General features: G+C 66.6%; 24 protein-coding genes. 17 read left to right on the top strand and 7 right to left on the bottom strand.

The features are described from left to right. The first annotated feature begins 19 nt into the window (after positions 1-19). The 5 genes from ACP26O_RS10805 to ftsB all read left to right on the top strand — a co-directional run bounded on the left by ACP26O_RS10805 (position 20) and on the right by ftsB (position 5,443). Positions 20-865 carry an alpha/beta fold hydrolase gene (locus tag ACP26O_RS10805; RefSeq protein ID WP_011657364.1) on the top strand — a complete coding sequence of 282 codons (846 nt, stop codon included), beginning with the start codon at positions 20-22 and terminating at the stop codon, positions 863-865. Positions 866-1,036: 171 nt separating this feature from the next. Then, on the top strand, positions 1,037-2,695 hold the full coding sequence (locus ACP26O_RS10800; RefSeq protein WP_011657363.1) for a CTP synthase: 1,659 nt from the start codon (positions 1,037-1,039) through the stop codon (positions 2,693-2,695). Then, positions 2,692-3,546: a 3-deoxy-8-phosphooctulonate synthase gene (kdsA, locus tag ACP26O_RS10795; RefSeq protein ID WP_175664948.1), complete on the top strand. Its 855-nt coding sequence runs from the start codon at positions 2,692-2,694 to the stop codon at positions 3,544-3,546. The genes ACP26O_RS10800 and kdsA overlap by 4 nt, the downstream gene beginning before the upstream one ends. Positions 3,547-3,652: 106 nt before the next feature. Next, on the top strand, positions 3,653-4,936 hold the full coding sequence (gene eno, locus ACP26O_RS10790) for a phosphopyruvate hydratase (protein ID WP_006751590.1): 1,284 nt from the start codon (positions 3,653-3,655) through the stop codon (positions 4,934-4,936). Between the two features lie 81 nt (positions 4,937-5,017). Continuing rightward, positions 5,018-5,443, top strand: a complete 426-nt coding sequence (gene ftsB / locus ACP26O_RS10785; protein ID WP_006751591.1) for a cell division protein FtsB — start codon at positions 5,018-5,020, stop codon at positions 5,441-5,443. Positions 5,444-5,549: 106 nt separating this feature from the next. Here the strand turns inward: ftsB and ACP26O_RS10780 are convergent, their stop codons facing one another. The 3 genes from ACP26O_RS10780 to ACP26O_RS10770 form a co-directional block, all read right to left on the bottom strand. Continuing rightward, entirely contained in the window at positions 5,550-5,909 is a 360-nt protein-coding gene (locus ACP26O_RS10780; protein WP_175664947.1) for a hypothetical protein, read from the bottom strand. 135 nt (positions 5,910-6,044) lie between these two features. Beyond that, a complete protein-coding gene (hslO, locus tag ACP26O_RS10775; RefSeq protein WP_175664946.1) occupies positions 6,045-6,995 on the bottom strand; it encodes an Hsp33 family molecular chaperone HslO in 951 nt (316 codons plus the stop codon). Positions 6,996-7,019: 24 nt separating this feature from the next. Next, positions 7,020-7,544, bottom strand: coding sequence for a gamma carbonic anhydrase family protein (locus ACP26O_RS10770; RefSeq protein ID WP_006761906.1), 525 nt, complete (start codon positions 7,542-7,544; stop codon positions 7,020-7,022). A 154-nt stretch (positions 7,545-7,698) separates the two neighbouring features. Between ACP26O_RS10770 and ACP26O_RS10765 the strand changes: the two genes are divergently transcribed. From ACP26O_RS10765 to ACP26O_RS10715, 11 genes are all read left to right on the top strand, one after another. Continuing rightward, complete coding sequence (locus ACP26O_RS10765; RefSeq protein WP_175664945.1) at positions 7,699-8,556, top strand: ferritin-like domain-containing protein; 858 nt, start codon at positions 7,699-7,701, stop codon at positions 8,554-8,556. 202 nt (positions 8,557-8,758) lie between these two features. Beyond that, positions 8,759-9,649: an alpha/beta fold hydrolase gene (locus tag ACP26O_RS10760; protein ID WP_175664944.1), complete on the top strand. Its 891-nt coding sequence runs from the start codon at positions 8,759-8,761 to the stop codon at positions 9,647-9,649. A gap of 82 nt (positions 9,650-9,731) precedes the next feature. After that, positions 9,732-10,562, top strand: a complete 831-nt coding sequence (locus tag ACP26O_RS10755; RefSeq protein ID WP_012364203.1) for a 3',5'-nucleoside bisphosphate phosphatase — start codon at positions 9,732-9,734, stop codon at positions 10,560-10,562. Between the two features lie 73 nt (positions 10,563-10,635). Beyond that, positions 10,636-11,268, top strand: coding sequence for an L-threonylcarbamoyladenylate synthase (locus tag ACP26O_RS10750; RefSeq protein ID WP_006762218.1), 633 nt, complete (start codon positions 10,636-10,638; stop codon positions 11,266-11,268). A 49-nt stretch (positions 11,269-11,317) separates the two neighbouring features. Next, positions 11,318-11,980, top strand: a complete 663-nt coding sequence (locus ACP26O_RS10745; protein WP_175664943.1) for a site-2 protease family protein — start codon at positions 11,318-11,320, stop codon at positions 11,978-11,980. An 8-nt stretch (positions 11,981-11,988) separates the two neighbouring features. Beyond that, the gene (locus tag ACP26O_RS10740; RefSeq protein ID WP_011657355.1) at positions 11,989-13,191 is read left to right on the top strand and encodes a tryptophan--tRNA ligase; all 1,203 of its coding nucleotides are present in this window, start codon (positions 11,989-11,991) and stop codon (positions 13,189-13,191) included. A 9-nt stretch (positions 13,192-13,200) separates the two neighbouring features. Further along, positions 13,201-13,803, top strand: a complete 603-nt coding sequence (locus tag ACP26O_RS10735; RefSeq protein ID WP_175664942.1) for a class I SAM-dependent methyltransferase — start codon at positions 13,201-13,203, stop codon at positions 13,801-13,803. A 46-nt stretch (positions 13,804-13,849) separates the two neighbouring features. Further along, positions 13,850-14,755, top strand: a complete 906-nt coding sequence (gene dapA, locus ACP26O_RS10730) for a 4-hydroxy-tetrahydrodipicolinate synthase (protein ID WP_006751602.1) — start codon at positions 13,850-13,852, stop codon at positions 14,753-14,755. Between the two features lie 108 nt (positions 14,756-14,863). After that, entirely contained in the window at positions 14,864-16,006 is a 1,143-nt protein-coding gene (gene bamC, locus ACP26O_RS10725; protein WP_006751603.1) for an outer membrane protein assembly factor BamC, read from the top strand. A gap of 4 nt (positions 16,007-16,010) precedes the next feature. Beyond that, positions 16,011-16,787: an MBL fold metallo-hydrolase gene (locus ACP26O_RS10720; RefSeq protein WP_126228144.1), complete on the top strand. Its 777-nt coding sequence runs from the start codon at positions 16,011-16,013 to the stop codon at positions 16,785-16,787. Between the two features lie 121 nt (positions 16,788-16,908). Then, positions 16,909-17,091, top strand: coding sequence for a hypothetical protein (locus ACP26O_RS10715; protein ID WP_011657351.1), 183 nt, complete (start codon positions 16,909-16,911; stop codon positions 17,089-17,091). A 20-nt stretch (positions 17,092-17,111) separates the two neighbouring features. Here ACP26O_RS10715 and ACP26O_RS10710 read toward each other — a convergent pair whose 3' ends face one another. Continuing rightward, positions 17,112-17,357, bottom strand: coding sequence for a hypothetical protein (locus tag ACP26O_RS10710; RefSeq protein WP_011657350.1), 246 nt, complete (start codon positions 17,355-17,357; stop codon positions 17,112-17,114). A 54-nt stretch (positions 17,358-17,411) separates the two neighbouring features. Then, the gene (locus tag ACP26O_RS10705; RefSeq protein ID WP_175664941.1) at positions 17,412-18,632 is read right to left on the bottom strand and encodes a cupin domain-containing protein; all 1,221 of its coding nucleotides are present in this window, start codon (positions 18,630-18,632) and stop codon (positions 17,412-17,414) included. 32 nt (positions 18,633-18,664) lie between these two features. Between ACP26O_RS10705 and ACP26O_RS10700 the strand changes: the two genes are divergently transcribed. Continuing rightward, a complete protein-coding gene (locus ACP26O_RS10700) occupies positions 18,665-19,207 on the top strand; it encodes an FKBP-type peptidyl-prolyl cis-trans isomerase (RefSeq protein ID WP_105834238.1) in 543 nt (180 codons plus the stop codon). Here the strand turns inward: ACP26O_RS10700 and ACP26O_RS10695 are convergent. Both ACP26O_RS10695 and mutS read right to left on the bottom strand, forming a co-directional pair. After that, positions 19,187-20,443 (bottom strand): hypothetical protein, encoded by a 1,257-nt coding sequence (locus ACP26O_RS10695; RefSeq protein WP_175664940.1) that lies wholly within the window; start codon positions 20,441-20,443, stop codon positions 19,187-19,189. The genes ACP26O_RS10700 and ACP26O_RS10695 overlap by 21 nt on opposite strands. Beyond that, entirely contained in the window at positions 20,424-23,081 is a 2,658-nt protein-coding gene (mutS, locus tag ACP26O_RS10690) for a DNA mismatch repair protein MutS (RefSeq protein WP_175664939.1), read from the bottom strand. The genes ACP26O_RS10695 and mutS overlap by 20 nt, the downstream gene beginning before the upstream one ends. Between the last annotated feature and the right edge of the window lie 562 nt (positions 23,082-23,643).

Raw genomic sequence — 23,643 nt, 5'->3', positions numbered from 1 at the left:
ACACAGGAGACATTGGCGTTTGAAGGACATCATCCACTTCTCGCATGCGAACGGGTTTCCGGCGTCGACGTACCGGACGATCTTCGCCGAGCTGGCAGACGACTACGAGCTGCGCTACATCGAACGCATCGGTCACGATCGCCGCTACCCGGTGACGCGCGACTGGCCGCATCTCGTCGAACAGCTGCTCGACGACATCGGCGGTCGCTACGAGCGCCCGGTCTGGCTCGTCGGCCATTCGCTCGGCGGCTACCTGTCGCTGATGGCCGCGCTGAAAAAGCCGCACTGGGTGCGCGGCGTGGTGATGATCGATTCGCCGATCATCGCGGGCTGGCGCGCCGGCGCGCTGCGCGCGAGCCAGTGGGCCGGGCTCGACGAGCGGCTGTCGCCGGCGGCCGCGACCCGCAACCGGCGCACGCGCTGGACGAGCCGCGACGAAGTGTGGCGCCACTTCCACGAGAAACCGGCGTTCGCCCGCTGGGACGAACGGATGTTGTCCGACTACATCGACTACGGCATCCCGCAGGCGGGCGCCGACGGCGAACGCGCGCTCGCGTTCGACCGGCAGGTCGAATACCTGATCTACCGGACCTTGCCGCACACGCTCGGCCCGCGGCTCGCGCACGGCGCGCCGGTGCCGCTCGGCTTTCTCGCCGGCACGCGCTCGCGCGAAGTGCGGCAGGTCGGGCTCGATGCGACGCGCCGCGCGGCGCGCGGGCGCATCGAATGGCTCGAAGGCAGCCACCTGTTCCCGATGGAGCGGCCGATCGAAACGGCCCGCGCATTGCAGCGGATGCTGAATTCGCTGAAGGCGGCGGAGGGCGGCGTGCCGCGCGACAGCGTGGCGCTCGCGAAGCGCGCCTGACGCAGTCCGGTGCACTGCGTTGCACATGCGCGGTGCACCGACCGGCCGGTCGGTTCGCGTCGGCCCGCACGGCCGGTGCGGCAATGCGCGAAGGGGCGCGATCATCGCGCCAATTGCTGAGAGAAGGGCGGGCTTTACGGTATAATCCGTTTTTCCCGCGAGCATCCAGCGATGACCAAATATGTTTTCGTCACCGGCGGCGTAGTTTCTTCCCTCGGCAAGGGTATTGCCGCCGCCTCTCTCGCCGCGATCCTTGAATCGCGCGGTCTGAAAGTCACCCTCCTCAAACTCGATCCCTACATCAACGTCGACCCCGGCACGATGAGCCCGTTCCAGCACGGCGAAGTGTTCGTGACGGAAGACGGAGCGGAGACCGACCTCGACCTCGGCCACTATGAGCGCTTCATCAGCACGAAGATGCGCAAGGCCAACAACTTCACGACCGGCCAGATCTACGAATCGGTGATCCGCAAGGAACGCCGCGGCGACTATCTCGGCAAGACCGTGCAGGTGATCCCGCACATCACGAACGAAATCCAGGCGTTCATCGAGCGCGGGGCGGCATCGGCCACCTGCGGCGAGCCGGACGTCGCGATCGTCGAGATCGGCGGCACCGTCGGCGACATCGAGTCGCTGCCGTTCCTGGAAGCCGCGCGCCAGATGAGCCTGCGCCTCGGCCGCAACAGCGCGTGCTTCGTGCACCTGACGCTCGTGCCGTACGTCGCGACGGCCGGCGAGCTCAAGACGAAGCCGACCCAGCACAGCGTGCAGAAGCTGCGCGAGATCGGCATCCTGCCGCACGTGCTGCTGTGCCGTGCGGATCGCCGCATCCCCGACGACGAATCGAAGAAGATCTCGATGTTCTCGAACGTGCCGGAAGACGCCGTGATTTCGGTGTGGGACGCCGACAGCATCTACAAGATTCCGCAGATGCTGCACGACCAGGGCCTCGACCGGATCATCTGCGAGGAGCTGAAGCTGTCGCCGAAGGACGCCGACCTGAGCATGTGGTCGGAGCTCGTCGAGAAGCTGGAAAACCCGAAGCACGAAGTCACGATCGGCATGGTCGGCAAGTATGTCGATCTGACCGAGTCGTACAAGTCGCTGATCGAGGCGCTGCGCCACGCATCGCTGCATACGTCGACCAGGGTCAACATCGAGTACATCGACTCGGAAGAAATCGAGGCGAACGGTGTCGACAGCCTGAAGCACCTGGATGCGGTGCTCGTTCCGGGCGGTTTCGGCCGTCGCGGCACGGAAGGCAAGATCGCGGCGATCCGCTATGCGCGCGAGTCGAAGGTGCCGTACCTCGGCATCTGTCTCGGCATGCAGCTCGCGGTGATCGAATTCGCACGCGACGTCGTCGGCCTGAAACAGGCGAACAGCACGGAATTCGATTCGGAAACGCCGGAACGCGTGGTCGCACTGATCACCGAGTGGTACGACCGCGACGGCAAGGTCGAGACGCGCACCGAAGAGTCGGATCTCGGCGGCACGATGCGCCTCGGCTCGCAGCGCTGCCCGATCAAGCCGGGCACGATGGCCGAAGAGATCTACGGCAAGGACGTGAACGAGCGCCATCGCCACCGTTATGAAGTCAATAACCGCTTCGTGCCCCAGCTCGAAGCCGGCGGCCTTATCATCAGCGCCCGTACCCCGAGCGAGGATCTGCCGGAAATGATGGAGCTGCCGCGTTCGATGCACCCGTGGTTCGTCGGCGTCCAGTTCCACCCGGAATTCACGTCGACGCCGCGTGATGGCCATCCGCTGTTCAAATCGTTCGTCGAAGCCGCGTTTGCCAACAAGCAAGCGCGCGGAGTGAAAGCATGAAGCTGTGCGATTTCGAGGTCGGTCTCGACCAGCCTTTCTTCCTGATCGCGGGTACCTGCGTCGTCGAATCGGAGCAAATGACGATCGACACGGCGGGCCGCCTGAAGGAAATCTGCGCGAAGCTGAACGTGCCGTTCATCTACAAGTCGTCCTATGACAAGGCGAACCGCAGCTCGGGCAAGTCGTTTCGCGGCCTCGGAATGGACGAGGGCCTGCGGATCCTCGGCGAAGTGAAGCGCCAGCTCGGCCTGCCGGTGCTGACCGACGTGCATTCGATCGACGAGATCGAGCAGGTCGCGTCGGTCGTCGACGTCCTGCAGACGCCCGCGTTCCTGTGCCGCCAGACCGATTTCATCCATGCGTGCGCGCGCTCGGGCAAGCCCGTCAACATCAAGAAGGGCCAGTTCCTCGCGCCGCACGACATGAAGAACGTGATCGACAAGGCGCGCGAAGCGGCGCGTGAAGCCGGTCTGTCGGAAGACCGCTTCATGGCGTGCGAGCGCGGCGTCTCGTTCGGCTACAACAACCTCGTGTCCGACATGCGTTCGCTCGCGATCATGCGCGAGACGAGCGCGCCGGTCGTGTTCGACGCGACCCACTCGGTGCAGCTGCCGGGCGGGCAGGGCACGAGCTCGGGCGGCCAGCGCGAATTCGTACCGGTGCTCGCGCGTGCCGCGGTCGCGACGGGCGTCGCGGGCCTGTTCATGGAAACGCACCCGAATCCGGCCGAAGCGAAGTCGGACGGCCCGAACGCGGTGCCGCTGAACCGGATGAGCGCGTTGCTGGAGACCCTCGTCACGCTCGACCAGGCGGTGAAGCGCCATCCGTTCCTGGAAAACGATTTCAACTAAAGATCGAATGAACCTTGCGGCGGCTTCGCGCGTCTGTAGCGAAAGCGGTTTCGGCACGCGTGTCGTCGCAGTTTGAAGAATCCATCGTCATTCTCAGAGGAAACCCATGAGTGCAATCGTAGATATCATCGGCCGCGAGATTCTGGATTCGCGCGGCAACCCCACCGTCGAATGCGACGTGCTGCTCGAATCGGGCACGATGGGCCGCGCGGCGGTACCGTCGGGCGCGTCCACCGGCTCGCGTGAAGCGATCGAACTGCGTGACGGCGAAGCCGGCCGCTACAACGGCAAGGGCGTGCTGAAGGCGGTCGAGCACATCAACACCGAAATCTCCGAAGCCATCATGGGCCTCGACGCGTCGGAACAGGCGTTCCTCGACAAGACCCTGCTCGAGCTGGACGGCACCGACAACAAGTCGCGCCTCGGCGCGAACGCGATGCTGGCCGTGTCGATGGCCGTCGCGAAGGCAGCGGCCGAAGAAGCCGGCCTGCCGCTGTACCGCTACTTCGGCGGCTCGGGCGCGATGCAGCTGCCGGTCCCGATGATGAACATCGTCAACGGCGGCGCGCACGCGAACAACAGCCTCGACATCCAGGAATTCATGATCGTCCCGGTCAGCCAGCCGACGTTCCGTGAAGCCCTGCGTTGCGGCGCGGAAGTGTTCCACGCGCTGAAGAAGATCCTGAGCGACCGCGGCATGAGCACGGCAGTTGGCGACGAAGGCGGCTTCGCACCGAACTTCGGCAGCAACGACGAGTGCCTGTCGACGATCCTGCAGGCGATCGAGAAGGCCGGCTACCGTGCGGGCGAAGACGTCCTCCTCGCGCTCGACTGCGCGGCATCCGAGTTCTATCACGACGGCAAGTACCAGCTCGCCGGCGAAGGGCTGCAACTGTCGTCGGCCGAATTCACCGACTACCTCGCGACGCTCGCCGACAAGTTCCCGATCGTGTCGATCGAGGACGGCATGCACGAAAGCGACTGGGAAGGCTGGAAGCTGCTGACCGAGCGCCTCGGCAAGAAGGTGCAGCTCGTCGGCGACGACCTGTTCGTCACGAACACGCGCATCCTGAAGGAAGGCATCGAGAAGGGCATCGCGAACTCGATCCTGATCAAGATCAACCAGATCGGTACGCTGACCGAAACGTTCGCGGCGATCGAAATGGCGAAGCGCGCGGGCTACACGGCCGTGATCTCGCACCGCTCGGGCGAAACGGAAGATTCGACGATCGCGGACATCGCGGTCGGCCTGAACGCCGGTCAGATCAAGACGGGTTCGCTGTCGCGCAGCGACCGCATCTCGAAGTACAACCAGCTGCTGCGTATCGAGGAAGATCTCGGCGATATCGCAAGCTACCCGGGCAAATCGGCTTTCTATAACCTGCGCTAACGCGTTACTATCGGGTTCGTCACCTCGACGCCGCTCCGTGCATTCGCGCGAAGCGGCGCTTCTTATATCTGCGTCTCTTACATGCGGCTTGTCACTGTCGTCCTGATTGCCTTGCTGGCGCTCATTCAGTACCCCCTATGGTGGGGACACGGCGGCTGGTTGCGGGTGCACGAATTGCGTCAGCAACTCGGCGATCAGCTGCAGAAGAACGCGGACGAGAAGCTGCGCAATGAACGGATCGCGGGGGAAGTGCAGGATCTGCAAAGCGGCACCGCGGCCATCGAGGAGCGTGGGCGCTACGAGATGGGCATGGTGAAGGACGGCGAAGTATTCGTGCAGTTCGTGTCGCCGAACACGCCGGCCGGGCCGCTGAACACCACGCCGTCGAACACGTCGACGCGCGGCGCCGTGTCCGCGGCGCCCGTGCGTGTCGTGCCGAACCCGCAGTCGATTGCAAAGCCGTCGCGGCATCACGGCGGCGAGAAGGGCAAGCCCGCGCATCATTGAGCACATCACTGAGCACGGCAGTCCGAACCATTGAAAAAGCGCGGGAAATGCCGCGCTTTTTTATTTCCTGCCGGTTTTCAATCGGGTCGATCGGCGCGTTCGCGCATCACCACCACCAGCCCGGATAGCCATAGCTGATGCCGGTGCCCCAGCGGTTTCCCCAACCGCCGTAACCGCCGTAATAGCCGCCGTAGACGGTCACGGGCGGCGGCGCGTAATACGCCCACGCGCGCGCGGCTGCCTCGGCTGCCATGGCATCGTTCTGCTCGCGCAGCACCTGCCGGTCGATTTCGTCGTAGCGTTTGCGTTCCGCACTCGACAGCGCGGGCGGCTGGCCGCCCGATGCGCCCGGTTCGGGCAGGCGGCTGAGGATCGTCGACGAAGGCGGCTGTACCGCGCAGCCGGCGAGGGTCAGCGTGCCGGCGGCGACGCTGGTCAGGACGAGGATGCGGAACGGGCGATTCATGTGTCTCTCCAGCAGCGCGCCGACAGCGAAAAGCGGCTTGCACCGAAGGCCGGGCCTGCGGCGACCGAGCCGCGCATGCGACGCTCATGCGTTCATTATGCGCCCGCGCCCGCAGCGCGGGCACGGGCGCGCGGCTCAGTGACGCTGGCCGGCCGCGGGCGTGATGCCGGTTGCGAGTTCCGGCGCGGCGAACAACTGCGCGACGTCGACGGGGTCGAATTCGTAGCGCTGGTTGCAGAACTCACAGTGAATCTCGACGTGACCGCGCTCGACGATCACGCTGTCGACTTCATCGCGACCGAGCATGCGCAGCATCGCGCCGACCTTCTCGCGCGAGCACGAGCACTGGAAGCGCGTACCGGCCGGTTCGAAGTGCTGCACGTTTTCCTGCCAGAAGAGCCGGCGGAACACGACTTCCGGTTCGACCTCGAGCAGTTCCTTCGCGGACAGCGTGCCGCCGAGCGTGCACACACGCTCCCAGGTATCGATGTCCGTCTCGGCGTTGCGCGGCACGATGCCGCCGTCGCCCGGCAGCTTCTGCAGCAGCATGCCGACCGCGCGGTCGCGATCGGCCGCGAGCCACAGCCGCGTGTCGAGCTGCTCCGAGTGATGCATGTAGTGCTCGAGCACCTGCGACACCGATTCGAGCGGACCGTCGACGCCGTTCAGCGGCACGATGCCCTGGTACGGCTGCTGGCCCGGCAGCTTCTCGGCCGGGTCGAGCGTGATCACGCAACGGCCGTGGCCGCTCGCGTTGACGAGCGACGGAAAGCGCGTGTCGTCGCCGATCGTCTGCGCCGCGTCGCCGGCGAACTTGGCCGTGGCGCGCATCGACAGGTCCGAGCTGCACTGGACGACCAGCATCTGGACCGGCCCGTCGCCGAAGATCTGCATGATCAGGGTGCCGTGAAATTTCAGGTTCGCGGACAGCAGCGCACACGCGGCCATCATCTCGCCGAGCACCGTGCGCACCGGGGCAGGGTAGTCACGGCGGGAAAGCACCTCTTGCCACGTGTTGCGCAGCGACACGATTTCGCCGCGCACGGGTGCCGAATTGAACATGAATTTCTGTAACTGGTCGCTCACTCTTCTTCCTTGAAATCGCGCGAATCACCCGATCCGCACGAGTTGCTCCTTGAAATGCGCACGTCGCTCGACGTACGTCTTCGCATTGGCGCGCAGTCGCGCGATATCGTCCGCCGACAGCTCGCGCACGACTTTCGCCGGGGCGCCGAGAATCAGCGAATTGTCCGGGAACACCTTGCCTTCCGTCACGACGGCGCCTGCACCAACCAGACAGTTGCGGCCGATGACCGCACCATTCAAGACCACCGCCTGAATCCCGATCAGCGAACCTTCACCGATCGTGCAGCCGTGCAGCATCGCCTGGTGCCCGATCGTCACGTTTTCCGCGATCGTCAGCGGAAAACCGGGGTCGGTGTGCAGGACCGCGCCTTCCTGGACATTGCTGCCGGTGCCGACCGTGATCGTCTCGTTGTCGCCGCGAATCGTCGCGCCGAACCAGACGCTCGCGTTTTCCTCCAGCACGACCTTGCCGATGATGGCCGCCGTATCGGCGACGAATACGCTTTCGTGGATCGTCGGGGCCGTCTCGCCCAGTTTGTAGATCGTCACGGAGTCTCCTGGTCTCTTCGATGATGGGCGCCGGTAGAATGGCGCGTCTGGCGTGCCGGGCGCATTGCATTGCACTGCGTCGTGGCACAAACGCATATTGTAAACCGTCGTGTGCTTGCGCTCCCGCGACGCGCACGGATGGTGCCCCCGTTTGATGAGCATGGTGCCTTCTTCTTTCAACGCCGCGCCGCGCTGTGTGCGCCGCGCCGCGCTCGACGCGCTGCGAATGTCCGAGCCGGCCGCGAAGGCCGCGCAGGTCCGCGCGCTGTACGATGCCCTGCTGGCCGGGCAGGCCGCGATCGCGCCGGCGCTCGAGCTGGACGAACCGGCCGACCTGCCGGGCCGCCCGGCGCGCCCGCCGCTCGTCGAGCCGCGCCAGCTCGAGCGTCGCAGCATGCGCTCGCCCGCGGGGCGCGCGGTGCTGCTGCACGCGCTCGCGCATATCGAATTCAATGCGATCAACCTCGCGCTCGACGCCGTGTGGCGCTTCGCCCGGATGCCGGACGCGTTCTATGCGGACTGGCTGAAGGTCGCGGCCGAGGAGGCTTATCACTTCACGCTGCTGTCCGAGCGGCTGGCCGGGTTCGGGCATGCGTACGGCGATTTTCCCGCACACAACGGGCTGTGGGAGATGTGCGAGCGGACCAAGGCCGACGTGCTCGCGCGGATGGCGCTCGTGCCGCGTACGCTCGAGGCGCGCGGGCTCGACGCGTCGCCGCCGATCCGCGCGCGGCTCGTGCAAGCGGGCGACGACGCCTCCGCGGCGATCCTCGACGTGATCCTGCGCGACGAGATCGGCCATGTCGCGATCGGGAACCGCTGGTTCCGGCACTTGTGCGACGCGGCCGGCCGCGATCCGGTGTCTGCCTACCGTGAGCTCGCCGAGCAGTACCATGCGCCGCGGCTGCGCGGTCCGTTCAATTTCGACGCGCGCCGCACCGCGGGATTCGAGCAGGCGGAGCTGGACGAGCTCGCCGCGCAGGACGAGGCGGACGGCAAGGCGGCGGGTTAAGGCGGCTGCGGGCGGCGGGCGGCCGGCTGCCGCGGTGCGAAAGCTGCCGCAGGCCGGCCGTAACGTCATGCCCCGGGCCTCCAGTGCAGCGGAGGCGCGCGCCTCGTCTCCCTGTCGCTAGAGAGCCGCCTCGACTGCCGGCCGCCGGAACGCAAGCGCCACCGCTATAATCGAACGATCATTCTTTTTTCTGGCGGCTGCAATGAGTGCGTCGAGTTCTGTTTCCGATTTCGTCACGGTGCGCGGCGTCAAGCTGCATGTGCGGCGCTGGGGCCGGCCCGATGCGCCGACGCTGTTCATGCTGCACGGCTGGATGGACGTCGCGGCGTCGTTCCAGTTCGTCGTTGACGCGCTCGCGGGCGACTGGCAGGTGATCGCGCCGGATGCGCGCGGCTTCGGCCTGTCCGACTGGCCGGTCGCGCGGCACGGCGGCGGTCATTACTGGTTCCACGAATATCTGGGCGATCTCGATGCGCTCGTCGATCACTATGCGCCTACCGGCGAAGTCAACCTGGTCGGGCACAGCATGGGCGCGAACGTCGTGTGCTTGTACGCGGGCGCGCGGCCGGAGCGCGTGCGGCGCGTGGTCGATCTCGAAGGGTTCGGGCTCGCCCCCGCGCGGGCCGAGCAGGCGCCGCGCCGGCTGCGCGGCTGGCTCGACGAGCTGCGCGAGCCGCCGGTGCTGCGCCCGTACGCGTCGCTCGACGACGTGGCGGCCCGGCTGATCAAGACCAATCCGCGGCTCGAGCCGCGCCGCGCCGCGTTCCTTGCCGCACACTGGTCGAAGCGCGGCGACGACGGCCTGTACCACGTGCTGGCCGACCCCGCGCACAAGATGGCGGGCCCGATGCTGTACCGGCTCGACGAGGTGATGGCCGTCTGGAAGCAGGTGCGCGCGAAGGTGCTGCACGTCGAGGCCGTCGCTTCGCCGACGCTCGCGTACCTCGCGGGCGACATCCCGCTGCCGGAGTTCAAGGCGCGCTTCGGCGCGTTCCCCGACTGGCGCGAAAAGCTCGTCGAGGATGCCGGCCACATGGTCCACCACGACCAGCCGGAGCAGATCGCGGCACTGATCGAGGCCTTCTGCGCGTAGGGCGGCAGCGGTATCGGCAGGGCAGGCGGGCGGCGGAATTGCCGCATTGCAGTAGAATGAAGCTTCACCTGCCATACCGACAATGAACGCCGATCTCCACTGCCATTCGAATGTTTCCGACGGGTTGCTGTCGCCTGCCGACGTCGCGCGCCGCGCCCATGCCGGCGGCGTGACCCTGTGGGCGCTGACCGACCACGACGAGATCGGCGGCCAGGCGGCGGCGCGCAGCGAGGCGGAGGCGCTCGGCATGCGCTACCTGAGCGGCGTCGAGATTTCGGTCACGTGGGCATCGCGCACCGTGCACATCGTCGGGCTGCACATCGATCCGTCGAACCCGACGCTCGTCGACGGCCTCCATCGCACGCGCCACGGCCGTGCCGCCCGCGCGCAGGCGATCGCCGCGCAGCTCGAGACGCTCGGCATCCCCGGCGCGTACGAAGGCGCGCTGAAGTACGTATCGAATCCCGACCTGATCTCCCGTACCCACTTCGCGCGCTTTCTGGTCGAGCACGGCCACGCCGAATCCACGTCCGACGTGTTCGACCGCCTGCTCGGCGACGGCAAGCCCGGATTTGTGCCGCACCGCTGGGCGACGTTGTCCGATGCGGTTTCGTGGATTCGCGCGGCGGGCGGCGAGGCCGTGGTCGCGCACCCGGGCCGCTACCGCTATACGCCGGTCGAATTCGATGCGTTCTTCGGCGAATTCATCGATCTCGGCGGCCGCGCGATCGAGGTCATCACGGGCAGCCACACGCCCGATCAGTACCGCGAATACGCGGACGTCGCCCGCCGTTTCGGCTTCGAAGTGTCGCGCGGTTCGGATTTCCACGCGCCGGGCGAGGGCCGCGTCGAGCTCGGCGGCCTGCCGCCGTTGCCGCCCGACCTGAAACCGGTCTGGGAACGCTGGCTCTGACGCGCGGCGGCCGCTTGCCGCACGCGGCGCCCGTCGCGCCCGCATCCGACTTTTCCCCCCTTTACGTGCCTCCATGTCCCAGTTCTTCAGGATTCACCCGGATAATCCGCAGCCGCGCCTGATCAAGCAGGCCGCGGACATCGTCAGCAAGGGCGGCGTGATCGCGATGCCGACCGATTCGAGCTACGCGCTCGCGTGCCACCTCGACGACAAGGACGCGGTCGAGCGCGTGCGCCGCATCCGCGGCCTCGACGACAAGCAGCACCTGTCGCTGCTCGTGCGCGACCTGTCGGAGCTGGCCAACTTCGCGATGGTGGACAACCGCCAGTACCGGCAGATCAAGTCGGTGACGCCGGGCCCGTACGTGTTCATCCTGCAGGCGACGAAGGAAGTGCCGCGCCGGCTGTCGCACCCGTCGCGCAAGACGATCGGGTTGCGCGTGCCCGATCACGCGATCACGCTCGCGCTGCTCGAATCGCTCGGGCAGCCGCTGCTCGGCACGACGCTGATCCTGCCGCCGGACGACGAACCGCTCAACGATCCGGAGGATATTCGCGCGCGGCTCGAGAAGCAGGTCGATCTCGTGATCGACGGCGGTGCGTGTCCGCGCGAGCCGTCGACGGTGATCGACCTGACGGGCGACGAGCCGCAGCTCGTGCGCGCGGGGCGCGGCGCGCTCGAACCGTTCGGGCTCGTGGCCGCGTAAGCGCACGCCGTTCATTTTTGCGCGAGTGCGCTTGTTACAATAACGCGATATGGATGCTTCCCTGATACAGACCATCGCCGTCTACGCGCTGCCCGTGATCTTCGCGATCACGCTGCACGAGGCCGCGCATGGCTATGCCGCGCGCCTGCTTGGCGACAACACCGCCTACATGATGGGGCGCGTGTCCTTCAATCCGATGCGCCACATCGATCCGCTCGGCACGATCGCGATCCCGCTCGCGATGTATTTCCTGACCGGCGGCGCGTTCCTGTTCGGCTATGCGAAGCCGGTGCCGGTTTCGTTCGGCAACCTGCGCGATCCGCGCTGGGGCAGCCTGTGGGTCGCGCTCGCGGGCCCGGCCTGCAACTTCGTGCAGGCGTTGATCTGGGGCGTGCTGACCATCGTGCTGCCCGCGGCCGGCGTCGACGAGCCGTTCTTCACGCGGATGGCCTACGCGGGCGTCAGCGCGAACCTGGTGCTCGGCGTGCTGAACCTGTTTCCGCTGCCGCCGCTCGACGGCGGCCGTATCCTGGCGGCGCTGCTGCCGCCGAAGCAATCGATCGCGCTGTCGCGCATCGAGCCGTACGGTTTCATCATCGTCCTCGCGCTGGTCGCGACGGGCGTGCTGACGAATTTCTGGCTGCGTCCGCTCGTGAACGCCGCGGCCGGCGTGCTGAGCGCCATCCTGTCTCCCTTCGCCTCGCTTTTCTAACGACAATCATGTTCCCAGATCGTATTTTCTCCGGCATGCGACCCACCGGGTCGCTGCACCTCGGCCACTACCACGGCGTGCTGAAAAACTGGGTGAAGCTGCAGTCCGAGTACCCGTGTTTCTTCTGCGTGGTCGACTGGCATGCGCTGACGACGCACTACGAGACGCCCGAGGTCATCGAGAAGAACGTGTGGGACGTGCTGATCGACTGGCTCGCATCCGGCATCGATCCGGCGCAGGCGACGCTGTTCATCCAGAGCAAGGTGCCCGAGCATGCGGAACTCGCGCTGCTGCTGGGCATGAGCACGCCGCTCGGCTGGCTCGAGCGCGTGCCGACCTACAAGGAGCAGATGGAGAAGCTGAAGGACAAGGATCTGTCGACCTACGGCTTCCTCGGCTATCCGGTGCTGATGGCGGCCGACATTCTGCTGTATCGCGGCTCGCTCGTGCCGGTCGGCGAAGACCAGGTGCCGCACGTCGAGATGACGCGCGAGATCGCGCGCCGCTTCAACTACCTGTACGGCCGCGAGCCGGGCTTCGAGGAGAAGGCGCTCGAAGCCGCGAAGAAGCTCGGCGGCAAGCGCGCGAAGCTCTATCACGAGCTGCGCAATGCATACCAGCAGGAGGGCGACGACGAGGCGCTCGAACAGGCGCGCGCGATGCTGCAGGAATCGCAGAGCCTGTCGATGAGCGACCGCGAGCGCCTGTTCGGCTATCTCGAAGGCGCGCGCAAGATCATCCTGGTCGAGCCGCAGGCGCTGCTGACCGAAGCGTCGCGGATGCCGGGCCTCGACGGCCAGAAGATGTCGAAGTCGTACGGCAATACGATCGGCCTGCGCGAAGACGCGGAGACGATCACGAAGAAGGTCCGCACGATGCCGACCGATCCGGCGCGCGTGCGCCGCACCGATCCGGGCGATCCCGACAAGTGCCCGGTGTGGCAGCTGCACCAGGTCTATACGGACGCCACGACGCACGAATGGGTGCAGCACGGCTGCCGTTCGGCGGGCATCGGCTGCCTCGACTGCAAGCAGCCGGTCGTCGAAGGGATCCTGCGCGAACAGCAGCCGATGCTCGAGCGCGCGCAGAAGTACATGGATGATCCGTCGCTGCTGCGCGCGATCGTCGCGGACGGCTGCGACAAGGCGCGCAAGCACGCGGTCGAGACGATGCGCGACGTGCGCGAGGCGATGGGCCTGTCGTACACCTGAGCTGACGGCATGCGCGAATCCGTCATTGTCGCCGCGGGCGGCCACATCGCCCAGACCGAGCCGTCGCGCTGGGTCGCCCGGTGGTCGCGGCTCGTCCCGGCGGGCGGTGCGGTGCTCGACGTCGCCGCGGGCGGCGGCCGCCATGCGCGCTGGTTCGCGTCGCACGGGCATCCGGTCGTCGCGCTCGATCGCGATCCGGCCGCGCTGGCCGCATTGCGGGCGATCGCAGGCGTCGACGCGCGCGACGCCGATCTCGAGGGCGCGCCCTGGCCGCTACCGGCCGGAGCGTCGTTCGCGGCCGTGATCGTTACCCATTATCTGCATCGTCCGCTCTGGCCCCATCTGCTCGATGCGGTGGCGCCGGGCGGGGTGCTCATCTACGAAACCTTCGCGCAAGGAAACGAAACGGTCGGCAAACCGTCCAACCCCGCGTTCCTGCTCGCTCCGGGCGAGTTGCTGGACGCGGTGCGCGGCCGCCTGCGGGTGGTCGCCTACGAGGACGGATTCGTCGCCGGCCCGCGCGAGGCGTTCGTGCAGCGTATCTGCGCGGTACGTGAGGGCGCGACCCCGAAGGCGGGGGCGGGAATTCCACGTTACGAACTGCCCGGCTAATCCGCTACAATCCAACGTTTACCGGTACATCAATCAATCGCGTTTCATGGCTAACGGCACCCAAGACGGCATTCAAATCCGCGGCAGCATCCCCGCGATCGTCACCCCGATGCTCGAAGACGGCAGTCTCGATCTGCCGGCGTTTCGCAAACTGATCGACTGGCACATCGCGGAAGGCACCGACGCCATCGTCGTGGTCGGCACGAGTGGCGAGTCGGCAACGCTCAACGTCGAAGAGCACATCCTGATGATCCGCACGGCGGTCGAGCATGCGGCGAAGCGCATCCCGATCATCGCGGGCGCGGGCGGCAATTCGACCGCGGAGGCGATCGAACTGACGAAGCACGCGAAGGCCGTCGGCGCCGACGCGACGCTGCAGGTCGTGCCGTACTACAACAAGCCCACGCAGGAAGGGATGTACCGGCACTTCAAGTCGATCGCCGAAGCGGTCGACCTGCCGGTGATCCTGTACAACGTGCCGGGCCGCACGGTCGCGGACATGGCGCACGAGACGACGCTGCGCCTCGCACAGGTGCCGGGCATCATCGGCGTGAAGGAAGCGACGGGCAACATCGATCGCGCCGCGCACCTGATCAAGGCCGCGCCGAAGCATTTCGCGATCTACAGCGGCGACGATCCGACCGCGATCGCGCTGATGCTGCTCGGCGGCCACGGCAACATCTCGGTGACGGCGAACGTCGCACCGCGCGCGATGAGCGACCTGTGCCGTGCGGCGCTGGCCGGCGACGTCGCCACGGCGCGCGCGCTGCACATGAAGCTGCTGTCGCTGCACAAGAACCTGTTCATCGAGGCGAACCCGATTCCGGTGAAGTGGGCGCTGCAGGCGATGGGCAAGATGCAGGGCGGCATCCGCCTGCCGCTTACGCCGCTCGACGAGCGCTGTCACGATGTCGTGCGTTCGGCTCTCGTCGAGGCCGGCGTCCTCGCCTGATGCACAGGCGGCCGCGTCCTGCGGCCGCCGGCACTCCTCATCAACCCGCACCGGCCGGCTCCGTCCGGCGCCGCTCCTGACGAGCGTTCTAGCAAGACGAAGGATTTCATGAAACGTTTCGCCTTTTCATCTCGCGCCATCCAGGTTTCGGTGGTGGCGCTGGCGCTGGGCGCGCTCGCCGGCTGCGATACGCTGAACGACTATCTGGCTCCTGACCGCGTCAACTACAAGAACACGGGTTCGGCGCCGCCGCTCGCCGTGCCGAGCGACCTGAAGCCGGTGCCGACGACCCAGCAGTTCGTCGCGCCGCCGAGCAACGCAGGTCTCGGCACGCTGCCGCCGCGGGCGACGACGGCCGCCGGCAACGCGACCGACGGCGTCCCGAGCGCGCAGGACCCGCTCGGCATGCATATCGAGCGCGACGGCGATCGCCGCTGGCTCGTCGTCGACGGGCGCACGCCCGAGCAGCTGTGGCCGATCCTGAAGGAATTCTGGCAGGAGAACGGCTTCTCGCTGAAGACCGACGCACCGTCGACCGGCATCATGGCCACCGACTGGGCCGAGAACCGCGCGAACATTCCCGACGACTGGTTCCGCCGCACGATCGGCAAGGTCATCGATTTCGCATACTCGTCCGGCACGCGTGACCGTTTCCGTACGCTCGTGAACCGCACGTCGAACGGCAACACCGACATCTCGATCACGCACAGCGCGATGGAGGAAATGATGGTCGGTCCGCAGGGCGGCACGTCGTCGCGCTGGGAAGAGCGTCCGCGCAACCCGGTGCTCGAGGCCGTGTTCCTGTCGAAGCTGATGCAGAAGTTCGGCCTGAGCGACGCGCAGGCGAAGCAGCTGCTGACGGATGCGCGTCCGGCGACGGCGCCGGCGCAGGTCGGCGACGCGAGCAGCGGCGCCGCGACGCTGCAGCTGGCTGAATCGTTCGACCGCGCATGGCTGCGCGTCGGTCTCGCGCTCGACCGCACCAATTTCGCGGTCGACAATCGCGATCGCGAGAAGGGCCTGTACACGGTCCGCTACGCGAACACGATGGAAGAGCTCAAGCGCGACGGCCTGTTCGGCAAGCTGTTCTACGGCGGCCCGGCGGCGGCCAAGCCCGGCAAGGAATACCTGGTCAACGTGCGCGCCCAGGGCAGCGGCACGCAGGTCGCGGTGGTCGACGCCAGCGGCAAGGTCGACAACTCGTCGGACGCGCAGCGGATCATTTCGCTGCTGCACGCCGAACTGAACTGAACGCGTGCGCTTCGCCAGCCTCGGTAGCGGCAGCGAAGGCAACGCACTGGTCGTCGAGGTCGCGAGCGGCACGACGACCACCCGCGTGCTGCTCGACTGCGGTTTTTCAGCGAAGGAGGTCGAGCGCCGCCTCGGCCGCCTGAATCTCGGCATCGACGATCTCGATGCAATCCTCGTTACCCATGAACACAGCGACCACGTCGGTAGCGCGCTGACGCTCGCGCGGCGCGGGTCGCTGCCGCTCTACATGAGCTGGGGCACCGCGCGCGCGGTGGGCGCGGACGAGGCCGATGTCGATCTCCACGTGTTGTGGGGCGACGAGACGGCCTCGATACGCGATCTGGCCGTGATGCCCTATACGGTGCCCCACGACGCGCGGGAGCCGCTCCAGTTCGTCTTTATGGACGGTTGCCGCCGGCTCGGCGTGCTGACCGACGTCGGCATGGCCACGCCGCACATCACGTCCGTCCTGAGCGGCTGTGACGCGCTGGTGCTCGAATCCAACCACGATACCGCGATGCTGGCCGGCAGCCGCTATCCGCAGTCGCTGAAGGCGCGGATCGGCGGCAATCACGGCCACCTGAGCAACGACGCCGCCGCCGGCATCCTCGCGTCGCTCGAACGCAGCCGTCTCCAGCATCTGGTCGCCGCGCACCTGAGCCAGCAGAACAATCGGCCCGAGCTGGCCCGCCAGGCGTTTGCCGGCGTGCTGGGGACGGACGGGGAAGAGGTGGTTGTCGCCACGCAGGACGCGGGCTTCGACTGGCTGACGCTCGGCTAAGGGCCGCGCACGGGCGCAAGAGGGGCGGGGCGGCGTCTTGGCCGTCCTGGCTGCCGGGCGCGCGATGCGGAACCGACAGACATAAAAAAACCGGCCCAGAGGGCCGGTTTTTTTTCAGCTGATGCTGAGGCTTACTGGCTTGCGCCCGAAGCCGGAGCAGCCGTCGCTGCCGAAGCAGCCGACGCCACAGCAGCAGCTGCATCGCTCGCAGCAGCCGAAGCCGACGAAGCAGCAGCCGAAGCGTCGCTCGCAGCACCAGCAACTGCCGAAGCAGCCGACGAAGCAGCAGCCGATGCGTCGCTAGCAGCCGACGAAGCAGCTTGATCAGCGCTCTTGTTGCAAGCAGCCAGTGCAACAGCAGCCAACAGGGAAGCTACGAGGAGGGATTTCTTCATGATCACGTCCTTTTATGGTTAAAGGTAAGCAACAGCGCGAAACAATACCGGTAATGTGCTCCAACACCGACCTGGGCCGCTGGTGGAGACGCACTTCTAGAGCGTGAATCTTCCCTACGGCTTGGGCGGAAATTATATGCACTTTCCTATCGACCGTCGACAAATGCGGGGTCAATACGTTGTCTTTCCCATACAGAATTTGATCTGCATGGGCATACGGGGCAACTCACTAAATCCGGTTTCCGACCCGTATCCAGCCCGCACAATACCACTCGTGCAGCAAGGCTGTCATGGAGGGAGCCCGGGAGAGTGTTACAAACCGTTTCGCCTCCATATAGCGCAGATTGGCCAGTTCGGGCAGCCATTCGCCGGCTTGCTCGAGCGGTTCTTCTTCACCATTAATGAAGTACGATCGCGCGTTATACATCAATGCGGCCCTTCTGTCGAGATATACGCCTCGGCGAGAAGCCTGCGTGACGAATGCGGCCTCGGACAGCGGGCGTGCCGGCGGCTCGAATACCACGCTCGATTTCGGCTCGCTCAGGTAGCAGCCCAGGAATTCGGCGACGTCGCGCTTGCGCCAGCGGATCGCATCGACGATCTCGGCGACGCGCTCGACCATCGCTGGCGGCAGTTGTGCCGGCGTGTCGACCGCCGGCTGCTTCGGGTCGCGGTAGAGCGCGTCGCCGCGCCCATCACGCAGGCCGCCGCGTTCCGCGAGGTAGTACAGGAATTGCGCGCCCAGCTCGCCCGCGGACGGTGCCCGAAAGCCGATCGAGCAGGTCATGCATTCGCCTTCGGCCACGCCGTCGTGCGCGATGTGCGGCGGCAGGTACAACATGTCGCCCGGCTCCAGCACCCACTCGTCGCTCGGTTCGAAATGCTCGAGGATCTTCAGCGGCACGTCCGGCTGCAGCGACAGATCCTTCTGCGCGCCGATGCGCCAGCGGCGCCGGCCCTCGACCTGCAGCAGGAACACGTCATACGAGTCGAAGTGCGGGCCGACGCCGCCGCCGTCCGTCGCGTACGAAATCATCAGGTCGTCGAGGCGCGCGTCCGGGATGAAGCGGAAGCGGTCGAGCAGCGCGCGGGCCGCGTCGACGTGCAGGTCGAGCCCCTGCACGAGCAGGGACCAGGACTTGCGCGACACGGCGGGCAGCGCGCCCGGCTCGAATGGGCCGTGCGCGAGTTGCCACTTGTTACGAAAATGGGTGATCAGTCGCGATTCGGCGTCATAGTCGGCTGCCAGTTCGAACAGCGCGTCGCGCGTGACCGGCGGCTTCACGCCAGGGATCGCCTGACGGATCAGCAGCGGCTTTTTCTGCCAGTAGCGGCGCATGAATTGCGCCGGCGAGAGACCGCCGAGCAGCGGTGTGGGAAGATCGGAAGGAGGCGCGCCGAGCGGGGCGGCAGCGGCATCCCGCGGTTCGGCTTGAGACCGGTTGCGCATCGTATAATGAGACTTGTATTTGGGAGAATTGGATGAAAATCGCAAAAAACACCGTCGTGTCTGTCACTTACAAGTTGTCGGATGCACAAGGCAACCTGATCGAGGAAAGCGACGAGCCGATGGTCTATCTGCACGGCGGCTATGATGGCACGTTCCCCAAGATCGAGGAACAGCTCGACGGCCACGAGCCCGGTTACCAGGCGCAGGTTCAGCTCGAGCCGCAGGATGCGTTCGGCGACTACGATCCCGAACTCGTGAAGATCGAGCCGCGCGATCGTTTTCCCGAGCCGCTCGAAGTGGGCATGCAGTTCGAAGGCACGCCGGAAGACGGCGACGAGGAAGTGGATTCGCTGATCTACACGGTCACCGACGTCGCCGAAGACAAGGTCGTGCTCGACGGCAATCACCCGCTCGCGGGCATGGCGCTGCGTTTCGCGCTCACGGTCAAGGACGTTCGCGAAGCGACCGAGGACGAGATCGAGCATGAGCACGCGCACGGCGCGGAAGGCCTCGAAATCGTCGACGAGGACGAAGACGAGGACGGCGACACGCCGTCAGGGCGGACTCTGCACTGAGCTGGCGGGCAGGCCGGGCGCCGGCCCTGAAGGAGAGGGCGGCGCACCCGGCGTCGTGCCGTCGCCTTGCAGCGGCGGCGCGACCGACGATGAGTCGGGCAATGCCGGCAACGCCGGAATTTCCGGCATTTGCGGCAGCGGCACATCGTCGCGCGGCGCAGCCGGCAGCGCGGGCGGGATCGGCAGGTTCTTCGGCACGTCCTGCAGGCTCACGTTGAAGATCGTCTGCCGTGCCGGCGACACGCTCACCTTCACCCACTGATTCGCCGGATGACGCGGTCCGATCGCGACGCGCGTCACATTTCCCACCAGCACACCGTCGTCCGCATGTAGCGGGCGGTCGATCAGGAAGCCATTCGCAAGCGGCTCGCTGCTCGCGTGCATCACCAGGATCGGCCCGCGGAACGTCGCCGCCGCCTTCACCAGCGTTCGTTTCAACTCGCGGAAGCCATCACGGACGCGCGGCCGGTTGAAGCGCAACCACGCAAAGCGTTCGGCTCGCTCATAGCGATCGAACTGCGGATCGCCTTCGAAAATCACCACCATCGCGCGCGCTTCGCGCCGCTTCGCATATTCGGCCGCATGGTCGATCCAGAAGCCGTTCGCGATGATGCGGTCCTCGAATTCACCGTTGCGGCCGCCGGCCGTCAGGTAATGGTTGTTCGGCGCCGGTGCGTTCACCGCGACGTAGACGACGTCGTCATGCATCCAGCGCGCGTTTTCGCGATATGGCCGGAACCGGGCGACTTCGCTTTCGCGCGTGATCTGCAGCGCGCCGGGGTCGGGCAGCGCCGCGTCGGCAAGCAGCGTCTGCCGCAGGAAGTCCAGACGTTCGACCGGATCGTAGCCGCCGCCGGCCGCGGTGTTGCACGTCACCCAGTCGTCGTGGCCGGGAATGAACACGAGCGGCACGCGCGACGCGTCGAGGATCGCGCCGCGCTGCGTATACAGCGCGTCGCGGCACGCTTCCTTTGTGCCCTTGATGTCGCCTGCATAGACGACGAAAGCCAGATTGCGCTCGCGCGCGATCGATTCGAATAGTCGCTGCGCGGCCGGTTCGTCGGCCGGCGCGGCGATCACGCCCGATACGATCGCGAACGAGTAGGGTGCGGCGGCACGCTTGGGTGGCGCGGCCAGCGCACCGGCCTGCGCCAGGGCGAGCACCGCCGCGATCAGCGCGGCGGCGGCGCGGGCCGGCCGGCCCGACGGGAGGCGTTTATGCGTGCCCGTCGGCATCGTGCGAGCGGACGAGCGTGCGCAGTTCGTACAGCAGGTCGAGCGCGTCGCGCGGCTTGAGGTCGTCGGGATCGATGTCGCGCAGCTTTTCGAGCGCCGGGTGCGGGATGGCGGACACCGCCGGCGCATCCGCGCATTCGAGTTCGTCGGCCGCGGCGGGCGGCGCGCTGAAGAGATCGAGCTGCGGCGTGTTCTGCGTGGCCGACTGCTGCTCGAGATACGCGAGATGCTTGCGTGCGGCACGGATCACCGGCGCCGGTACGCCCGCGAGCTGCGCAACCTGCAGCCCGTAGCTCTGGTTCGCCGGACCTTCGTTGACCGCGTGCAGGAACACGATGCCGTGGCCGTGCTCGACGGCCGACAGGTGGACGTTCGCCGCTTGCGGGAATTCGGACGGCAGTTGCGTCAACTCGAAGTAGTGCGTCGCGAACAGCGTGTAGCAGCCGTTTTGCGCGAGCAGGTGACGCGCGATGGCCCATGCAAGCGCGAGGCCGTCGAACGTCGACGTGCCGCGGCCGATTTCATCCATCAGCACGAGGCTTTGGGGCGTCGCGTCGTTGAGGATCGCGGCGGCTTCGGTCATCTCGACCATGAAGGTCGAGCGGCCGCCGGCGAGGTCGTCGGCTGCGCCGATCCGCGTGAAGATGCGGTCGATCGGGCCGAAGCAGGCCGACTTCGCGGGCACGTAGCTGCCGACATACGCCATCAGTGCGATCAGCGCCGTCTGGCGCATGAACGTCGACTTACCGCCCATGTTCGGGCCGGTGATCAGCAACAGCTTGCGCTCGGCGCCGAACCGGCAATCGTTCGCGATGAACTGCTCGACCTGCGCTTCGACGACCGGATGGCGACCCTGTTCGATCTCGATGCCAATTTCGTCGGTGAAGGTCGGTGCGACCCAGTCGAGCGTGCGCGCACGCTCGGCGAACGCGGCGAGCACGTCGAGCTCCGCGAGCGCCGACGCGACGCGCTGGCATTCGGGAATGAACGGCAGCAGCGCCTGCAGCACGCCGTCGTACAGCGCGCGCTCGCGGGCCAATGCGCGCTCCTGCGCGGACAACGCCTTGTCCTCGAAGGTCTTCAGTTCGGGCGTGATGTAGCGCTCGGCATTCTTCAGCGTCTGGCGGCGGCGATAGTCGTCGGGCACCTTGTCGGTCTGGCCGCGCGTGACCTCGATGTAGAAGCCGTGCACCTTGTTGTATTCGACGCGCAGGTTCGCGATGCCGGTGCGGGTGCGCTCGCGCGCTTCGAGATCGATCAGGAACTGGCCGCAGTTCTCGGAGATGTCGCGCAGCTCGTCGAGCTCCGCGTCGTAGCCGCGCGCGATCACGCCGCCGTCGCGCACCATCGCGGCCGGCTCGGGCGCGATCGCGCTCGTCAGCAGGTCGAGGCATTCGGCGGGCGGTGCGAGCGCCGCGTCGACGCGCGTGAGCGCATCCGCGTTCGCGACGATCGCGCTGATGCGCTCACGCAGCGCCGGCAGCGCGGCGAACGTATCGCGCAGACTCGACAGGTCGCGCGGCCGCGCGGACAGCAGCGCGAGACGCCCGGTGATCCGTTCGACGTCGGCGATCTGGCGCAGCGCGCTGCGCAGTGCGTCGAGGCTCGCGTCCGCGGGCGCATCGAGCAGTGCGCCGATGGCTTGCTGGCGCGATTGCGCGGCGACCGACGCGCGCGGCGGGTGATGCAGCCAGTGACGCAGCAGGCGGCTGCCCATCGTCGTGCAGCACGTGTCGAGCAGCGAGTACAGCGTCGGCGATTCCGTGCCGCGCAGCGTTTCGGTCAGCTCGAGATTGCGGCGTGTCGCCGGATCGAGCCCGATGTACTCCGTTTCGTTCTCGACCTTCAGGCTGCGCACGTGACGCAGTTGCTGGCCCTGCGTGGCCGCCGCGTACAGCAGCAGCGCGCCCGCGGCGCCGCATGCGCTCGTCAGCGAATGCGCGCCGAAGCCGTCGAGGCCGGCGACGTCGAGCTGGTCGCACAGGCGCTGGGTGCCCGAGGCGATGTCGAAGTGCCATGCCGGCACGCGCTTGATCGCGCCGGCGCCGGCGGGCACCGCGTCGGTTACGCCGTCCGCCGTCAGGATTTCGGCCGGCCGGATGCGTTCGAGCGCGGCGCCGAGCTGGTCGGGTTCGATTTCGGCGAGCCGCAGTGCGCCGCTCGCGAGGTTCAGCCATGCGAGGCCGATGTTGACCGCGACGCCACGCTTGTTGTGGCCCGTGCACATCGCGAGCAGGTAGACGTCGTTCTTGTCGGACAGCAGCGCGGCATCGGTCAGCGTGCCGGGCGTGACGACGCGCACGACCTTGCGCTCGACCGGCCCCTTCGACGTGGCCGGGTCGCCGATCTGCTCGCAGATCGCGACCGATTCGCCCATCTTCACGAGCTTCGCCAGATACTGTTCGACCGCGTGGTGCGGGACGCCGGCCATCTTGATCGGCGTGCCGGCCGACGCGCCGCGTTGCGTGAGGGTCAGGTCGAGCAGGCGCGCGGCTTTCTCCGCGTCTTCGAAGAACAGCTCGTAGAAGTCGCCCATCCGGTAGAAGACGAGCGTGTCGGGGTGATCGGCCTTGATGCGCAGGTACTGCTGCATCATCGGGGTGTGGCCAGCAAAGGCCTCGGGCGACAGCGTGGTCATAGATCCGGCGTAAAGTTGTTGCTTGAGTTGCCCGAGTTTACCAGTGGCCCGGACGGGGACGCGGGAAGTTCGCCGTTTGGCCAGTTGCGGGTTGGGGGAATCGGCAGCGACGACGGGCCTGCCATCAGATATCAGTCAACCCGTTTCCTTCTGTCGGCGATCGATCCGGATTCGCTGTACCCGTGCCTCGCGGTTCGATTGCGCCGATAAACCGTCATCTCTTGCGCGCGGTCAGGGTTTTGATTCGTCGAAGCGATTGCTCGAAGCCGTCTTTGTAAGGAAGAATCACGCCGGATAAACTTGAAAGCCGATTCAATCAAAAGGGAAGTGACGGCAAAGGGTAACTGTCAGGAATGTGGCGTAAGTTACCGCGTAGCTTTTGAGTTAAAGCCTTAACTATTAAGGCGCAGGTACTCCAGCATCATTGGGGGTGACGTTGGCACGACGGTGGTGGGTCTTGTGCCCATGCAACCGCGAAAAATTGCTTCGGTGGGCGAGTTTATCCCTGCATTGACGGGTAACCACGAAGTTCGCTTTGACATTGGTTCCGGCACATTGGCAG

Source organism: Burkholderia sp. R-40 (assembly GCF_049942845.1).
GTDB classification, from domain to species: domain Bacteria; phylum Pseudomonadota; class Gammaproteobacteria; order Burkholderiales; family Burkholderiaceae; genus Burkholderia; species Burkholderia ambifaria.
The sequence above is the reverse complement of the archived record's forward strand: the minus strand, read 5'-3'. Positions and strand labels throughout refer to the sequence as shown.

Excerpts from the sequence above, each read along its gene's own strand:
- ACP26O_RS10800 (WP_011657363.1), top strand. The coding sequence starts at position 1,037 with ATGACCAAATATGTTTTCGTCACCGGCGGCGTAGTTTCTTCCCTCGGC.
- kdsA (WP_175664948.1), top strand. The coding sequence starts at position 2,692 with ATGAAGCTGTGCGATTTCGAGGTCGGTCTCGACCAGCCTTTCTTCCTG.
- eno (WP_006751590.1), top strand. The coding sequence starts at position 3,653 with ATGAGTGCAATCGTAGATATCATCGGCCGCGAGATTCTGGATTCGCGC.
- ftsB (WP_006751591.1), top strand. The coding sequence starts at position 5,018 with ATGCGGCTTGTCACTGTCGTCCTGATTGCCTTGCTGGCGCTCATTCAG.
- ACP26O_RS10780 (WP_175664947.1), bottom strand. The coding sequence starts at position 5,909 with ATGAATCGCCCGTTCCGCATCCTCGTCCTGACCAGCGTCGCCGCCGGC.
- ACP26O_RS10765 (WP_175664945.1), top strand. The coding sequence starts at position 7,699 with ATGAGCATGGTGCCTTCTTCTTTCAACGCCGCGCCGCGCTGTGTGCGC.
- ACP26O_RS10760 (WP_175664944.1), top strand. The coding sequence starts at position 8,759 with ATGAGTGCGTCGAGTTCTGTTTCCGATTTCGTCACGGTGCGCGGCGTC.
- ACP26O_RS10755 (WP_012364203.1), top strand. The coding sequence starts at position 9,732 with ATGAACGCCGATCTCCACTGCCATTCGAATGTTTCCGACGGGTTGCTG.
- ACP26O_RS10750 (WP_006762218.1), top strand. The coding sequence starts at position 10,636 with ATGTCCCAGTTCTTCAGGATTCACCCGGATAATCCGCAGCCGCGCCTG.
- ACP26O_RS10745 (WP_175664943.1), top strand. The coding sequence starts at position 11,318 with ATGGATGCTTCCCTGATACAGACCATCGCCGTCTACGCGCTGCCCGTG.
- ACP26O_RS10740 (WP_011657355.1), top strand. The coding sequence starts at position 11,989 with ATGTTCCCAGATCGTATTTTCTCCGGCATGCGACCCACCGGGTCGCTG.
- ACP26O_RS10735 (WP_175664942.1), top strand. The coding sequence starts at position 13,201 with ATGCGCGAATCCGTCATTGTCGCCGCGGGCGGCCACATCGCCCAGACC.
- dapA (WP_006751602.1), top strand. The coding sequence starts at position 13,850 with ATGGCTAACGGCACCCAAGACGGCATTCAAATCCGCGGCAGCATCCCC.
- bamC (WP_006751603.1), top strand. The coding sequence starts at position 14,864 with ATGAAACGTTTCGCCTTTTCATCTCGCGCCATCCAGGTTTCGGTGGTG.
- ACP26O_RS10715 (WP_011657351.1), top strand. The coding sequence starts at position 16,909 with ATGCTGAGGCTTACTGGCTTGCGCCCGAAGCCGGAGCAGCCGTCGCTG.
- ACP26O_RS10705 (WP_175664941.1), bottom strand. The coding sequence starts at position 18,632 with ATGCGCAACCGGTCTCAAGCCGAACCGCGGGATGCCGCTGCCGCCCCG.
- ACP26O_RS10700 (WP_105834238.1), top strand. The coding sequence starts at position 18,665 with ATGAAAATCGCAAAAAACACCGTCGTGTCTGTCACTTACAAGTTGTCG.
- ACP26O_RS10695 (WP_175664940.1), bottom strand. The coding sequence starts at position 20,443 with ATGCCGACGGGCACGCATAAACGCCTCCCGTCGGGCCGGCCGGCCCGC.
- mutS (WP_175664939.1), bottom strand. The coding sequence starts at position 23,081 with ATGACCACGCTGTCGCCCGAGGCCTTTGCTGGCCACACCCCGATGATG.